The sequence below is a fragment of the Brevibacterium sp. CS2 genome, from assembly GCF_005280295.1.
In the GTDB taxonomy this organism is placed as follows: Bacteria; Actinomycetota; Actinomycetes; order Actinomycetales; family Brevibacteriaceae; genus Brevibacterium; species Brevibacterium pityocampae.
The window spans coordinates 1,864,682-1,879,598 of record NZ_CP040020.1; the positions used below are offsets into that span (position 1 = coordinate 1,864,682).

The following is a 14,917-nucleotide window of genomic DNA, read 5'->3' on the forward strand; positions in this document are numbered from 1 at the left end:
GTCCGCGACGCGCCCGGGCACGCGGATTCCGCAATCCGGGACGAGTGCGGAAGAATAGGCGCCATGAACGCTCGGATTCTGGTAGTGGACGACGACACCGCACTCGCGGAGATGATCGGCATCGTGCTCAAGAGCGAGGGGTTCGAACCGCACTTCTGCGCCACCGGCGACGGGGCGCTGGACGCCTTCCACGCCGTCCATCCGGATCTCGTCCTCCTCGACCTCATGCTCCCCGGCAAGGACGGCCTCGAGGTGTGCCGGGAGATCCGGGAGGAGTCCGGCGTCCCGATCATCATGCTCACCGCGAAGTCCGACACCGTCGACGTCGTGCTCGGCCTCGAGTCCGGGGCCGACGACTACGTTCCCAAGCCGTTCAAGCCCAAGGAGCTCATCGCCCGCGTGCGCGCGCGGCTGCGGATGGCCGAGCCCTCGGCGCCGGAGATCCTCGCCGTCGGCGACGTCAGCATCGACGTCGCCGGGCACACGGTGACGAAGGCCGGCGAGCCGGTGTCGCTCACCCCGCTCGAGTTCGACCTGCTCGTCGCGCTCGCCCGCAAGCCCTGGCAGGTGTTCTCCCGCGAGACCCTCCTCGAGGAGGTCTGGGGCTACCGGCACGCTGCCGACACCCGGCTCGTCAACGTCCATGTCCAGCGTCTCCGCTCGAAGATCGAGAAGGACCCGGAGAAGCCCGACATCGTCGTCACCGTCCGCGGCGTCGGCTACAAGGCCGGCCAGGCGACGTGAGCCGCACCCCGGCGCTCGCCGGGTTCCTCGAGACGGCCGCACGGGTGCTCGGCGCGGCCGGGCGCTGGACCGTCCGGGCCTTCACGCACTCGCTCCAGTTCCGGATCGTCGTCCTCACCATCGCCCTGACGATCATCGCGGTGCTCGGCGTCGGGGCGTACATGTCCCAGCAGATCTCGCGCGGACTGTTCGAGTCGAAGCTGTCCTCGGTGTCGGTGCAGACCGCCGGGTACGTCGCCGAGCTCCAGTCGCTGTCCGCCGGGGAGGACGACGAGGCGCTCTCGGAGACCCTCAACACCCAGCTGCGCTCGATGCTCTCGCGCTCGCCCACACCCCTGCGCTCGGTGGCGCTCGAGCCGCAGGAGCGCTCCACCGCGGTCCCGCCGCTCGTCGCGCTCGTCGGCGGCGAGGAGTCGATCCCGGTCGCCGAGCTGCCCGACGCCTACCTCTCCGCCGTCGACCGCGCCGAGCTCGGCGAGCAGCTCTACCAGTCCGTCACGCTGCCCGGCGAGGAGTCCTCGCCCGGGCTCGTCGTCGCCCAGCAGGTGACGATCCCCGCCGCCGGCCAGTTCGAGCTGTTCGTCGTCGCCGATCTCCAGGAGGAGCAGAACACGCTCGACTTCGTGCTCCGCGCGCTCATCGTCGCCGCGATCGTGCTGTCCGTGCTCATCGGCGCGATCGCGTGGATCGTCACCCGGCTCGTCGTCGTGCCGGTGCGCACCGCCGCCGAGGTCGCCGGGCAGCTCGCCCACGGCGACCTCGACCAGCGGATGCCGGTGCACGGGAAGGACGAGATCGCCACGCTCGCCGAGAGCTTCAACTCGATGGCCGACACCCTGCAGGACCAGATCACCCGGATGGAGCTGCTCACCGTGCTCCAGCGGCAGTTCGTGTCCGACGTGTCCCACGAGCTGCGCACCCCGCTCACCACGATCCACATCGCCTCGGACATGATCTACGAGTCGCGGGAGGACTTCGACGAGTCGACCGCGCGCTCCGCGGAGCTCCTCAACTCCCAGGTCGAGCGCTTCGAGCTGCTGCTCGGCGACCTGCTCGAGATCTCCCGCTACGACGCGGGCGCGGCGAACCTCGTGACGAAGCCCACCGACATCGGCGAGATCGTCACCGGCGTCCTCGACACCCTCTCCGTCGTCGCCACCCAGGCCGGCACCGAGCTCCTCCTCCACGCCCCGTCCTCCCCGGTCATGGCCGAGGTCGACCGGGTGCGGATCACCCGCGTCGTGCGCAACCTCGTCGTCAACGCGATCGAGCACGGGGAGGGCCGGCGGGTCGACATCTACCTCGCCGCCAACGCCGAGGCGGTCGCGGTGAGCGTGCGCGACCACGGCATCGGGATGAGCGAGGAGCACGTCGAGCACGTGTTCGACCGCTTCTGGCGCGCCGACCCGTCCCGCCGCCGCACCCTCGGCGGCTCGGGGCTGGGCCTGGCGATCTCGCTCGAGGACACCCACCTCCACGGCGGCTGGCTGCAGGCCTGGGGCCGGGAGGGCGAGGGCGCGTGCTTCCGGCTCACGCTGCCGCGGCGCCAGCGGCAGGAGATCTCCTCCTCGCCGCTGCCGCTGCCGCCGGCCGATGCCGCGCACACCGGTGCCGCCGTGGTCGCCGGTCCGAGCTCCTCGGACGGCTCGGTGCGGATCCAGACCGGGTCCATCCCCATCGTCGTCGACCCCGCGGAGGCTGAGTATGAGACGGACTGACCTGCTCGCCCTGCTCGCCTGCCTCGCCCTCGTGCTCAGCGGCTGCGTGTCGATCCCGCGCGACGGCGGGATCGGGCGCATCCCCGTCGACGACAGCGAGTCCGGGGTGCAGTCGCGCATCGACCCCGACGGTCCCGTGCCCGGGGCCGGGCCGGACGAGATCGTGCGCGGCTTCCTCGCCGCCGGTGCCGGCTACTCGAACAACTTCGAGGTCGCACGCGCCTTCCTCACCGAGTCCTTCTCCACCGAGTGGAACCCGCGCTCCGTCGTGCGGGTGATGCCCACCGGGACCGGTCTCGACGAGCTCACGAGCGAGATCACCGCGGATTCGCAGAGCGTGTCCTTCGACGTCCCGATCCAGGCGAGCCTCGACGAGCGCCGCCTCTACCGCGAGCCCGGCGACGACACGGTGATCGAGATGGAGTTCGCGCTGCGGCAGGTCAACGGGGAGTGGCGGATCTCGCAGGCCCCGCCCGGCCTCGTCGTGTCCGCGTCGAACTTCAACACCCTGTTCCAGGCCTACCCGGTGTACTTCTACACCCCGGACTACGAGCACCTCGTGCCCGACACCCGCTGGTTCATCCGTTCCCCGGCGACCGCGACGGAGGCCGTCGGCGAACTCCTGCGCGGACCCGCCGATCACCTCGACGGCGCCGTCGTGTCCGCGGTGCCGGAGGGCACCCAGCTCGACCCGCAGATGGTGACGGTGAGCGAGGGCGTCGCCGAGGTCGGCCTGTCCGACACCGCAGAGGGTCTCGAGGAGCTCGCCCAGGCGCGGATCATCAACCAGATCGGGGAGACCGTGCGTGCGATCGGCTCGATCACCGAGGCCGAGGTCGGCGTCCGCTCCGGGCTCCTCGACCCGGCGACGAGCGAGGCGGCCGGCCCCGGCGTGGCCGTCGACGGCCCGCCCGTCGCCGTGTCCGACGGCGCGCTCGCCCGGGTGGTGGGCACCGGGGTCGAACCGGTCGAGGGCAGCCCGGAGATGTCGGACGCCGACTCGGACCCGGCGGTGTCCCTCGACGGCTCGATGTACGCCTACCTCGGAGGGGATCGCAGCGAGCTCCATCGGGTCGTCGCCGATTCCATGGACGATGCGGTGATCCTCACCGGCGACGACCTCGCCGGTCCGAGCTTCGACCGGTTCGGCTGGGCGTGGACGGCCGAGGCGGACTCCGGGCGCGTCCACGCCGTCGACCGGTCCGGGGAGCTCTCGGTGTTCGAGGTCCCGTTCCTCCTCGAGCGGCGGATCGAGGCGCTCCACGTGTCGCGCAACGGCACCCAGCTCGCGGTGCTGTCCAGCGATGGGGAGTCCCGCACCCGGATCGAGGTCATCGGCGTCACCCGCGACGGCCAGAACCGCCCCACCGGCACGGTCGAGGCCGCCCCGCTGCTCGTCGGCGCCGGACTCCACTCGATCTCCGACTTCTCGTGGGCCGGCCCCCACACGCTCGTCATGCTCGCCGCGCCGGCCCCGGGGTCGCCGGAGACCCCCTACAGCACCCCGGTCGCCGGCCCGCAGAACTCGCTCGGCTCGATCGACGGGGGGATCCGGGTCACTGCGGGCGACGACTCGCGTTCCCTGCGCGTGAGCACCGCCGCCGGCGAGATGTACACCTACAGCGCCGGGAACTGGCAGAAGCTCGTCGACGTCCGCGCCTTCGACCCCGCCTACCCGGGCTGAGCCGGGCCGCGCACGGCCGGGGCCGTCGACAGGTCACAGCGGCCGCCTGCGCCTGGTGCGCACCCCGGGCGGCGGGGATCATGGCGGTGTGCACCGGATCCTCGGCGAGCTCCTCGACCTCCTCGTGCCGCGCGCCTGCGCCGGCTGCGGGGCGGAGACGGTGACCCTGTGCGGGCGCTGCCTGGCCGAGCTCGCGGTGCCGGTGCGGGCGACGATGCCGCGCTACGGCACCCGCGCGGTGCACGGGGCCGGCGAGTACACCGGTGTGCTGCGCGACTGCCTCGTGGCCTACAAGGAGAAGGACCGCCGCGACCTCACCGCCCTCCTCGGCCTGCTCCTCGCCCGGGCGGTGCTCGCGGTGCTCGAGCACTCCCCGCCGGCTCCGTTCCCGGCGGGCGCGCCCGCCGCGCTGCTCGTCCCGGTGCCGGCGACCGCCGCGGCGGTGCGCCGGCGCGGTGCGGACCACGTCGCCGCGCTCGGCGCGCACGCCGCCGCCGTGCTCCGGGCGGAGGGCCTCGACGTGCGCTGCGCGCCGCTGCTCGAGGTGCGGGCGCACCGCGACCAGGTGGGGTTCGGCTCCACCGCCCGGCGGCGCAACGTGCGCGGCACCCACCGGGCCTCCGCACGGGCGGCGGCGCAGCTCGCGGCAACCCGCACGGCCGCCGCGGCCGGGGCGCGGATCATCGTCCTCGACGACATCTGCACGACCGGCGCGACGGTCGCGGAGAGCACGCGTGCGCTCGCCGCATCCCGCATCCCGGTCGACGGCGTCGCGGTGGTCGGAATCGCCCCCGGCGGACCTCGCACTGCCCCTGGCGATGGTATTTAATGGAAGGAGCCGTCGAACCGTGACGGCAACGGAGCGATCCGTTCCCCGAGGTGCAAAGGACCGCACAATGGACATCGTCGTCAAGGGTCGTCATCTGACCATCTCCGACAGCTTCCGGGCCCATGTCGAGGACAAGGTCGCCAAGGTCGAGCAGCTCGCCCCGCGCGCGCTCGCCGTCGAGGTCCAGATCACGAGCGAGCCGAACGCACGCCAGCCGGAGACCTCCGAGACCGTCGAGATCACCGTCATCGCGAAGGGCCCCGTGCTCCGGGCCGAGGCGAGCGCCTCCGACAAGTACGCCGCGCTCGACCTCGCCTGGGCGAAGGTGCTCGAACGCCTGCGCCGCGCCCGCGACCGGCAGAAGATCTCCCACCGCGGCAAGCACCGGCCGGAGTCCACCGCCGAGGCGATGGCCCGGATAGAGTACGTGCCGCCGCAGGAGGACGCCCCGGAGGCCGAGGAGCCCCAGGCGGGCGACCGGACGAACGGCCGCATCAAGTCCGAGGGCGACTCCCCGGTGGTGCTGCGCGAGAAGAACTTCCCCGCGACCCCGATCGGCATCGAGGAGGCCCTCAACCGGATGGAGATGGTGGGCCACGACTTCTACCTCTACATCGACGAGGAGAACGCGAAGCCCTCGGTGGTCTACCGCCGCAAGGGCTGGAGCTACGGGGTGATCACCCTCGACCCGGAGATCACCGAGTGATCCCGTGCGCTCGCTGAGCAGGGAGGCGGCCAGACGCTGTGCGCTGGCCGCCTCCGGCTTCTCCGCGCCGCGCCCGCCGCGACCCGACCGCCGGCACCTGCGGCGGGTGTTCGACACGCTGGGCCTCGCGCAGATCGATTCGGTGGCGCGCGTCGCCCGCAGCCACTACCTGCCCTTCTACTCCCGCCTCGGGCCCTATCGCACCGCCGACCTCGACTCCCTCCTCCACGCCCCCGACCCGATGGGCGTCGAGTACTGGATGCACGAGGCGGCCTACGCCCCGCCGTCCACCGTGGCGCTCGCCGCCGGCCGCCGGGCGGACTGGTACCGCCGCGACTACGGCCAGCGCGACCCCGTGACCGGCTCCGCCTTCCGCGCCCTGCTCCTCGATCTCGAGGCGGCGCTCGCCCATGGCCCGGGCACGGCGCGCGAGCTCGCCGGCCTGGTGAGCCACGACATCCCCGAGCGCGAGCGCGACCACTGGGGGTGGAACCCGAGCCGCGTGAAGTCCGGGCTCGAGGCGCTGCTGCGCGCCGGCCGGGTCTCCGTCGCCGCCCGCAGCCGCTCCTTCGAGCGGATCTACGCGCTGCCCGGCGACGTCCACCCGGACCTGCCGGTGCCGGAGCTGCGCTTCGGCCCGCCCGCCGACCCGACCCTGGGCTTGCGCCCGGACGCCGGCCGGCTGCCCCGCGGGATCGGCGGGGAGCGCGACGACGCCGTCGCGCTCGTGCGGATCGCCGCCGCAGCCCGCGGGATCGGCACTCCCGCCTGCCTCGCCGACTACTTCCGGCAGCCCGTCGCCGAGGTGCGCGCCGCCGCGGCGGAGCTCGTGGCCGTAGGAGAGCTCGTCGAGGTCGACGTCGAGGGCGTCCGGGCGCTGCGCTGGCATGCCGCGCGGGTGCCGCGCCGGATCGAGGCGCGCGCCCTGCTCGCCCCCTTCGACCCGCTCGTCTTCACCCGCGAGCGGCTGCGCTGGCTCTTCGACTTCGACTACCGGATCGAGATCTACACCCCGGCGCACGCACGCGTCCACGGCTACTACGTCATGCCCTTCCTGCTCGGGGACCGGCTGGTCGGGCGCGTGGATCTCGCCGCGGACCGGAAGGCGGATGCGCTCATCGCCCACCGGGTGCACTGGGAGGACGCCCAGCACCCGGAGGCGCTCGCCGCGGAGCTCGAGGACATGCGCCGCTGGCTGGGACTCGGCACCCTCGTCGTGCGATGACGGGCGCCTGCTGATCGGCGCTAAGCTAGGTCACTGACGTGACGGAAACACCCGAGCCGGTCGACCGGACCGGACGCAAGGAGAATCGTGGCCAACTTCCTGGAAAAGCTGTTGAGGACCGGAGAGGGTCGCACGCTCAAGAAGCTGCGCGGCTACACGACGGCGATCAACAATCTCTCCGACGAGTTCGACGAGATGAGCGATGCGGAGATCCGGGAGGAGACCGACCGATTCAAGGAGCGCTGGGCCGACGGCGAATCCCTCGATTCGCTGCTGCCGGAGGCGTTCGCCGCGGTGCGCGAGGCCTCGACCCGCACCCTGGGGATGAGGCACTTCGACGTCCAGCTCATGGGTGGGGCGGCGCTCCACCTCGGAAACATCGCGGAGATGAAGACCGGTGAGGGCAAGACCCTCGTCGCCACCGCACCGGCCTATCTCAACGCGCTCACCGGCAAGGGCGTCCACGTCGTCACCGTGAACGACTACCTCGCGAGCTACCAGTCCGAGCTCATGGGACGCGTGTTCCGGTTCCTCGGGATGGAGACCGGCTGCATCCTCGCCCAGCAGAGCTCCGACATCCGCCGCCAGCAGTACGCCGCGGACATCACCTACGGCACGAACAACGAGTTCGGCTTCGACTACCTGCGCGACAACATGGCCTGGTCCGCGGAGGAGATGGTGCAGCGCGGACACCACTTCTCCATCGTCGACGAGGTCGACTCGATCCTCATCGACGAGGCCCGCACGCCGCTCATCATCTCCGGCCCCGCCGAGGGCGACGTCAACCGCTGGTACTCCGAGTTCGCGACCGTCGTCAAGCGGCTCAAGGCCGAGTCCGACTACGAGGTCGACGAGAAGAAGCGGACGATCGGCATCCTCGAGTCCGGGATCGACAAGGTCGAGAACTACCTCGGCATCGAGAACCTCTACCACGCCGACAACACCCCGCTCATCAGCTTCCTCAACAACGCGATCCGGGCCAAGGAGCTGTTCAAGAAGGACAAGGACTACGTCGTCCTCAAGGGCGAGGTGCTCATCGTCGACGAGCACACCGGCCGCATCCTCAAGGGCCGTCGCTACAACGAGGGCCTGCACCAGGCGATCGAGGCGAAGGAGGCCGTCAAGGTCAAGCCCGAGAACCAGACCCTGGCGACGATCACCCTGCAGAACTACTTCCGCCTCTACGACAAGCTCTCCGGGATGACCGGTACCGCGGAGACCGAGGCCGCGGAGTTCATGTCGACCTATCAGCTCGGCGTCGTCCCGATCCCCACGAACAAGCCGATGCAGCGCATCGACCAGTCCGACTTCGTCTACAAGAACGAGAAGGCGAAGTTCGACGCGGTGGTCGAGGACATCGTCGAGCGCCACGAGGAGGGCCAGCCGATCCTCGTCGGCACGACGAGCGTGGAGAAGAGCGAGTACCTCTCCAAGCAGCTCTCCCGGAAGGGCGTCGCCCACGAGGTGCTCAACGCGAAGAACCACGCGCGCGAGGCCGCGATCGTCGCGCTCGCCGGACGGCGCGGCGCCGTCACGGTGGCGACGAACATGGCCGGGCGCGGCACCGACGTCATGCTCGGCGGCAACGCCGAGCACATCGCGGTGGCCGAGATGGCGGAGAAGGGCCTCGACCCGGTCGAGAACTCCGAGGAGTACGAGGCGCTCTGGCCCGAGGTGCTCGAGGCCGCCGAGGCCCGGGTCGAGGAGGAGGCCGAGGAGATCCGCGAGCTCGGCGGGCTCTACGTGCTCGGCACCGAGCGCCACGAGTCGCGCCGCATCGACAACCAGCTGCGCGGCCGCTCCGGCCGCCAGGGCGATCCCGGCGAGTCGCGCTTCTACCTCTCGCTCACCGACGACCTCATGCGGCTGTTCGGATCCGGCGCGGCCGAGCGGATCATGGCGACGGCGAACGTGCCCGACGACGTCCCGCTCGAATCGAAGATGGTGTCCCGGGCGATCCTGTCCGCGCAGACGCAGATCGAGCAGCGCAACGCCGAGCAGCGCAAGAACGTCCTCAAGTACGACGACGTGCTCAACCGCCAGCGCACCGTGATCTACGACGAGCGCCGCCGCGTGCTCGAGGGCGCGGACCTCGCCGAGCAGGTGCAGCTGTTCCGCGACGACGTGCTCGCCGCATACGTCGACGGGTCCACCCGCGGCCCGGCGGAGACCTGGGACCTCGACGAGCTGTTCACCGCCCTCGGCGAGCTGTACTCGCCGTCGATCACCGCCGCGGAGCTCATCGAGGACGTCGGCGGACAGGCCCACCTCACCCGCGAGTCGCTGCTGCGCGAGATCCGGGCCGACGCCGATCTCGCCTACGACGGCCGCGAGCAGGAGCTCGGGGAGGAGGCGATGCGCGAGCTCGAGCGGCGCGTCGTGCTCTCCGTCATCGACAAGCGCTGGCGCGAGCACCTCTACGAGATGGACTACCTCAAGAACGGCATCGGCCTGCGCGCGATGGCCCAGCGCGACCCGCTCGTCGAGTACCAGCGTGAGGGCTACGAGATGTTCAGCACGATGCAGGAGGGCATCAAGGAGGACGTCGTCCGGTTGACGAACACTCTCGAGGTCAAGGTGAAGGTCAACCCCGGGAAGGACCTCGAGGACCCGAGCGACGACTTCGTCGAGGTCGAGGCCGACGAGCTCGAGCCGCGCAAGCCCAAGCTCCAGCTCTCCGCGCCCTCGGACTCCGGGGGAGTGCAGGTGCGCGCCGACGGTGCGGCCGGCGAGTCCGCCGCGGAACCCGGAGCGGGCAACCGCGCCCAGCGCCGCTCGAAGAAGCGCTGAGCCCGGCGCGTTCGGCGGGTCCCGCTCGCCGGCCGGGAGACCGCGGCCTCACACGCTGACGAACTCGGTGACGAGCCAGCGGCCGTGCATGTGCTCGAGCCGCATCGCGACTGCCCGGTGCCGCCGGGCGGCGCGGACGACGACGCATGCCTCGACCGCACTGTCGCCGATCATGCACAGCCGCGGCCTGCCCGGGGTGAAGACGTGCCCGCGCGGGGCGACCGCGCGAGCGAGGTCCTGGCGCAGCGCCGCATGGGTGCGGATGCGCTCCTGGAGCTCCGGTGCGATCCAGCGGGCGATCGAGCTGCTCGCGCGTGCTCCGGTGAGCACCTCGACGACTGCGACGGCGAGCGACTGGACCGTGGTGCGGAGGAACTCCGCCTGCTCGGCCGGTGTCGCCGGGCGCCTGCGCTGCGGGGCGCGGTGGACCGGGCTCCGCACGGCCCGGGAGCGGCCCACGGGACGGGTGATGGTCAGCGGGGTGCTCATGGGATCTCCAGACGTGAGCCGGGCAGGATGAGATTCGGGTCCGAGCCGATGACCGCCCGGTTCTCCCGGTGGATCGCCGCGACCGCGGAGGCCACGGCCGCCGGATCCCGGGTCCCTTCCATCTCCGCCGCGATCGACCACAGGCTGTCCCCGGCGCTCACGGTGACCGTGCGCGGCCCCGGACCCTCCGGCTCCGCGCCCGGCTCGTCCGGCGGTCCGGGGCTGCGTGTCCGATCCTCGTCGGGGCCGGGAGCCGCCGGGGGCTCGGACTCCGGATCATCCGGAGCACCGGTGCCCGGATCGACAGGCCAGCCGGGTGAGTGCTCCGGAGCGGGATCCGGCTCCTCGGTCACCGGCCACCCCGGCGAAGGCGCGGCAGCCGGCACTGATGCCGGCACTGCGGACTCCTGACCGGCTCTCGGCGCGGGGCCTGTCGCCGCAGCGACCGCGAGTGCGCCGGTGGTCAGCGACCCCGTCACCACGAGACCGGTGAGCGACCCGGCGAGGGCGAGGCGCAGCGCTCGCGGGCTGCATCGCAGCGCCGCCGCGGCGAGCGCCCGCCCGCTCCCGTGATGGAGCGCAGCCGCGGCCCGTGCGCCCACGGTGAGGAGCACGGCGAGGGTGGCCCGCAGGCCGAGCAGCGCGACCGCGCCGGCGACGAGGAGCACCAGCCCGGCACCGGCATCCCCGGTGGAGAACCGGTCCCACAGCCGGGTCGCGCTCGCGGCGAGCCAGCAGCAGAGCAGACCGTGGGCCGCAGCGGCGGCGAACGGGAGAACACGGATCATGACGACTCCTCTCATCGGTCATCACACTGTGTCAAACGTCACCATATGATGTCAATGGATGAAGTTTGATGATGATCGACGGAGTTCGTGGACGCAGTGGTCAGGATGCATTCCTTGCGGATCGGGCCCGTGCAGAACCGGCGCTTGCGGGCGGGGGAGGGTCCGCGGAGGATGGGTGCCATGGAGGACGAGCGCTTCGACCGGCTGTTCGCGGACATCGACGCCGCGCATGCCGGTGAGCAGATGCACGAGCGGGCCGGTGAGTTCGGCGATCTCGTCGCCGGGGAGATCGCCGAGGCGACGCTCGAATCCCGGGCGGCCGCCGCGATCGGCACGCCGGTGGAGCTGTGGGCCGGCGAGGAGCGGATCACCGGGGAGATGCACGAGGTGGGATCCGGCTGGTGCCTCGTGGCCGGCGCGGACGAGGTCGTGATCAACCTCGCCGCACTGCAGAGCCTGCGCCTGGGTGATCGGGTCCGCGCCGCGGCAGGTGCGGTGTCGGTGCTGTCGATCGGTTCACCGCTGCGCCGCTGGTCGGCCGAGCGCCGCGAGTGCCGGGTGGCGGTGGGACGCCGGACGGTCGACGGGCGTCTCGACGCGGTGGCCCGTGATCATCTCCAGCTGCGCCGGGCCGGCGGGGGCTGGGAGCTCATCCCGCTGTCGGCGGTGTCGGCGGTGCGGGCGCTGCGCTGAGCGGGTCTCAGACCTCGGGCTGGCCGGATTCGACCGCGGCGCGCGTCTGCTGGTACATGCGCTGGATGTAGTCCTCGAGCTCGGTCTTCTCGACCCGCCACTGGCCGCGGCCGCCGACCTTGATCGCGCGCAGCTCGCCGGAGCGCACGAGCGCCCGGGCCTGGGCGGCGGACACGTTGAGGATCTCCGCGACATCGGTCAGCGGCAGGAAGCGGGCTTCGACGACCATGGGGCTGCCTCTCGGGGGACGGGTGCGCGTGGATGCGAACCGTGCGCGGGACGGGAATTCTGCCGCAGCTCTTGATCCGCAGGCGTTTGTCTACGAATAATAGCACTTGAGTGCGTTTGCGCACCCATCCCCGCCCACCGTTCAGCGAACCCGGAGCATCCCCTCATGCCTCACCCCTCCGCCCGCCCCGCGGACCGGCTGCGCGCCCCGCGCCTCCGGGACCCGCGCCTCGTCATCGGCGCCCTCCTCGTCCTCCTCTCCGTGCTCGGCACGTGGTTCGTCGTCACCCGGGTGGCCGACACGACCACGGTGTGGGCAGCCGCCAGGCCGCTCGTGCCTGGTGGCGTGCTCGTCCCCGACGACCTCGTCGCCACCGAGATCCGGATGAGCGGCGACCCCGGCGTCTACCTCAGCGCCGACGCGGCGATCCCCGAGGGTGCCACGGTGCTCGCCGCGGTCGCTCCGGGCGAGCTCGTCCCGGCCTCGCAGCTCGGCTCCCCGGACCAGCTCGCCGGACGGGTGGTCGCCCTGGCCGTGCCCGGCGCACTGCCGGCGGCCGTGCGGCCCGGCGGTGCGGTCGACGTCTGGGCCACCGACCCGGAGGCCGACCCCGTCGATCCGCGCGAGGTCCTCACCGCCGTCGACGTCATCGCCGTCGACCGCGAGACGGGGGACTTCGCCACCGGCGACCAGGTGATCGAGATCTTCGTCCCCAACAGTCGGCTCGGCGACGTCATGCGGGCGCTCGCCGAGGACCACCGGATCTCCGTGGTCGCGGTCCCGGAGGCGGCCCGGTGATCGAGGTCGTCGTCGCCGTCGACGTCGAGTTCGAGGCACGCGTCGTGTCCGCGCTCGGCACGATCCCCGACATCGAGGTCATCCGGCGTCCCGCCGACGAGGTCGAGCTGCTCGCCGCCGGTGCGGCCGGGGTGGGCGACGTCGTCGTCCTCGGGCAGCACTTCCTCGGCGCCGACGCCGAGGTGGTGCGCCGGCTCCACGCGCACGCCGTCCGGGTGCTCGGGCTCGCCGACGACCCCGCCGTGCTCACCGACTGGGGCGTGCCGACCACCGTGTCGCCCTGGGCGACACCCGAGGAGCTCGCGGCCGCGGTCCGCGCCGCGGCGGCCGCCGTGCCCACCCCGCCGCGCCCGGCCGAGCCGCCCCGAACCGCAGGTGGTGGCGCCCCGGGGCCGGTCATCGCCGTCTGGGGCACCGGGGGAGCGCCGGGTCGCAGCACCGTGGCCGCCGCCCTCGCCCACACGCTCGCGCGGACCGCCGGCCCGACCGTCCTCGTCGACGCCGACACCGTCGCCGCTTCCCAGGCCGCGCTCCTCGGCCTGCTCGACGACGCACCGCAGATCGCCGCACTATGCCGGGCCGCGGCGAGCGGCGGGACCACCGCTGCGCTCGCCCGCCACGTGTCCGTCATCGACGAGCACTTCGCCGTCGTCACCGGTCTGAGCCGGGCGGAGCGCTGGCCGGAGGTCCGACCCGGTGTGCTCGCCGAAGTCCTCACCGCCCTCGCCCGCGCATACACCTGCACCGTTGTCGACGTCTCCGACCGGGTCGACCCCGACGACCCGTACGCGGACCCGCACTACGACCGCCACGGAGCCACGCGGGCGGTGCTCGACCGGGCCGATCACGTCGTGGTCGTGGCCGCCGGGGACCCGATCGGACTGCAGCGGCTCGTGCGGCTGCTCGAGACCGAGCGCGGGCTCGCGGTGCGCGACGATTGCACCGTCGTCGTCAACCGGGTCCGGGCCGGGAGCGTGGGTCCGGGGCCGGAGGCGCGCATCCGCGCGACGCTCGAACGGTTCGCCGGACTCACCGGGGTGCACCTCGTGCCCGACGACCGGGCCGCCGCCGACGCCGCGCTGCTCGCCGGTCGCACGCTCACCGAGTCGGCCCCGCACAGTGCGGCGTCCCGCGCGGTCACGGCGCTCGCCGGCCTGCTCCCGGTGCCGGACACGCCGGACGCCTCGCCGCGGCGCAGCCGCCGGCGGGGGAGGAGGAGAATAGGGGCATGAGTCCTGCGAACACCGTGCGCGCCTACGTGCCCCTGACCGACCGATCGCTGAGGGCCGCCTGGCCGCACCTGACCGAGGCGCTCGGCTTCGCCCCGGACGTCCGCCCGGGGAGCCTGCGCGGCGAGGAGCTCGAGGAGGCGGAGTGGATCGCCTTGTCGACCGCCGCCGAGGTCGTCCTCGACACCGCGGTCGAGCAGCGCTGCGGCCGCGTGGTCCTCGCCTGCGACCTCCCGGCGGATCTGCGCTCCCGACCGGTCTCCGCCGGCGTCGTCGCCCTCGGGCCGGCGGCGCTCGACCCCGCCTGCGTCGTCAGCGCCCACATCGACGATCCCGCCCTCGTGGCGGCGCTGCCTGACGACCCGGCAGCCGCCGCGGACGCCCTCCGGGACGGCGGGCTGCTGTGGTACGACGTGTCAGAGATCGACGAGCTGGTCGAGGCGCTCGGACAGGAGTGACTCGACGTACGGCTCGAGGGCGGACTCCACCATCGAGCCGAACAGCGGCACCGAGGACACGATCCGGGTGATCGCATGGATGTCCGTGCCGCCGGAGATCTCGCGCAGCGCGATCGCGATGTCGACGTCGACCGGCGCGCCGGCGACCTCCGCCGCGATCGCCACATGCGCCTCGGGCGACTGCGCGTCGACGGGATCGGCCCGCACCTCCTGGACGAGCTCCGCGCCCTCGCCGAGGAACCGCGCGGCGGCCGCCGGCAGGTCCGCCGCGCGCAGCGGGGTGCGGGTGGTCAGATGCGCGCCCTCGGCCGCACCGCGGTGCACGGTCACGCTCGTGTCGGCACCCGCCCACGTGCTCGGCTCGATCGCCCGATTCAGGATCTGGGCAGGGGTCCCGGCGGCCCGGCGGCGCAGCTCGATGGTCTTCATGGCTTCCAGTCTGTCACGTCGCGGCCGCGTCCGAGGCCTCGGAAACCCCCTGCGGAGCGGAGTCGGAATCACCGGAGTTCCCGCATAGAGTGGACGGGGAGGCCACAC

15 protein-coding genes are annotated in these 14,917 nt (G+C 72.6%); 11 read left to right on the forward strand and 4 right to left on the reverse strand.

Going from position 1 to position 14,917, the window contains the following annotated elements; genetic code table 11:
* Positions 1-63 precede the first annotated feature (63 nt).
* The 7 genes from mtrA (at position 64) to secA (ending at position 9,696) form a co-directional block, all read left to right on the forward strand.
* A complete protein-coding gene (gene mtrA, locus FDF13_RS08255) occupies positions 64-744 on the forward strand; it encodes an MtrAB system response regulator MtrA (protein WP_137319220.1) in 681 nt (226 codons plus the stop codon).
* On the forward strand, positions 741-2,462 hold the full coding sequence (gene mtrB, locus FDF13_RS08260; RefSeq protein ID WP_137319221.1) for an MtrAB system histidine kinase MtrB: 1,722 nt from the start codon (positions 741-743) through the stop codon (positions 2,460-2,462). Before mtrA ends, mtrB begins: the two co-directional genes overlap by 4 nt.
* Positions 2,449-4,146 (forward strand): LpqB family beta-propeller domain-containing protein, encoded by a 1,698-nt coding sequence (locus tag FDF13_RS08265; RefSeq protein ID WP_175406917.1) that lies wholly within the window; start codon positions 2,449-2,451, stop codon positions 4,144-4,146. Before mtrB ends, FDF13_RS08265 begins: the two co-directional genes overlap by 14 nt.
* A gap of 88 nt (positions 4,147-4,234) precedes the next feature.
* Positions 4,235-4,975 carry a ComF family protein gene (locus tag FDF13_RS08270; protein ID WP_137319223.1) on the forward strand — a complete coding sequence of 247 codons (741 nt, stop codon included), beginning with the start codon at positions 4,235-4,237 and terminating at the stop codon, positions 4,973-4,975.
* Between the two features lie 67 nt (positions 4,976-5,042).
* On the forward strand, positions 5,043-5,681 hold the full coding sequence (gene raiA, locus FDF13_RS08275) for a ribosome-associated translation inhibitor RaiA (RefSeq protein WP_137319224.1): 639 nt from the start codon (positions 5,043-5,045) through the stop codon (positions 5,679-5,681).
* 4 nt (positions 5,682-5,685) lie between these two features.
* A complete protein-coding gene (locus FDF13_RS08280) occupies positions 5,686-6,906 on the forward strand; it encodes a winged helix-turn-helix domain-containing protein (protein ID WP_254668745.1) in 1,221 nt (406 codons plus the stop codon).
* 87 nt (positions 6,907-6,993) lie between these two features.
* Positions 6,994-9,696, forward strand: a complete 2,703-nt coding sequence (secA, locus tag FDF13_RS08285; protein ID WP_137319225.1) for a preprotein translocase subunit SecA — start codon at positions 6,994-6,996, stop codon at positions 9,694-9,696.
* Positions 9,697-9,744: 48 nt separating this feature from the next.
* On the opposite strand, the gene FDF13_RS08290 is transcribed toward secA, so the two are convergent.
* Complete coding sequence (locus FDF13_RS08290; protein ID WP_137319226.1) at positions 9,745-10,185, reverse strand: Rv3235 family protein; 441 nt, start codon at positions 10,183-10,185, stop codon at positions 9,745-9,747.
* A complete protein-coding gene (locus FDF13_RS08295) occupies positions 10,182-10,973 on the reverse strand; it encodes a LysM peptidoglycan-binding domain-containing protein (protein ID WP_137319227.1) in 792 nt (263 codons plus the stop codon). Before FDF13_RS08295 ends, FDF13_RS08290 begins: the two co-directional genes overlap by 4 nt.
* A gap of 180 nt (positions 10,974-11,153) precedes the next feature.
* Between FDF13_RS08295 and FDF13_RS08300 the strand changes: the two genes are divergently transcribed.
* Positions 11,154-11,666 carry a hypothetical protein gene (locus FDF13_RS08300; RefSeq protein ID WP_137319228.1) on the forward strand — a complete coding sequence of 171 codons (513 nt, stop codon included), beginning with the start codon at positions 11,154-11,156 and terminating at the stop codon, positions 11,664-11,666.
* A gap of 7 nt (positions 11,667-11,673) precedes the next feature.
* On the opposite strand, the gene FDF13_RS08305 is transcribed toward FDF13_RS08300, so the two are convergent.
* Positions 11,674-11,895, reverse strand: coding sequence for a helix-turn-helix domain-containing protein (locus FDF13_RS08305; RefSeq protein ID WP_137319229.1), 222 nt, complete (start codon positions 11,893-11,895; stop codon positions 11,674-11,676).
* A 165-nt stretch (positions 11,896-12,060) separates the two neighbouring features.
* Here FDF13_RS08305 and FDF13_RS14790 point away from each other — a divergent pair, with 165 nt between their 5' ends.
* From FDF13_RS14790 to FDF13_RS08315, 3 genes are read left to right on the forward strand one after another with little or no spacing between them, the layout of a single operon-like run.
* Positions 12,061-12,693: an SAF domain-containing protein gene (locus FDF13_RS14790; protein ID WP_175406918.1), complete on the forward strand. Its 633-nt coding sequence runs from the start codon at positions 12,061-12,063 to the stop codon at positions 12,691-12,693.
* Positions 12,690-13,925 (forward strand): DNA-binding response regulator, encoded by a 1,236-nt coding sequence (locus FDF13_RS14795; protein ID WP_175406919.1) that lies wholly within the window; start codon positions 12,690-12,692, stop codon positions 13,923-13,925. The genes FDF13_RS14790 and FDF13_RS14795 overlap by 4 nt, the downstream gene beginning before the upstream one ends.
* Positions 13,922-14,380 (forward strand): hypothetical protein, encoded by a 459-nt coding sequence (locus FDF13_RS08315; protein WP_137319231.1) that lies wholly within the window; start codon positions 13,922-13,924, stop codon positions 14,378-14,380. The genes FDF13_RS14795 and FDF13_RS08315 overlap by 4 nt, the downstream gene beginning before the upstream one ends.
* On the opposite strand, the gene FDF13_RS08320 is transcribed toward FDF13_RS08315, so the two are convergent.
* Positions 14,339-14,809, reverse strand: a complete 471-nt coding sequence (locus FDF13_RS08320; protein WP_137319232.1) for a DUF2505 family protein — start codon at positions 14,807-14,809, stop codon at positions 14,339-14,341. The two genes, FDF13_RS08315 and FDF13_RS08320, sit on opposite strands and share 42 nt — an antisense overlap.
* Positions 14,810-14,917: the final 108 nt, after the last annotated feature.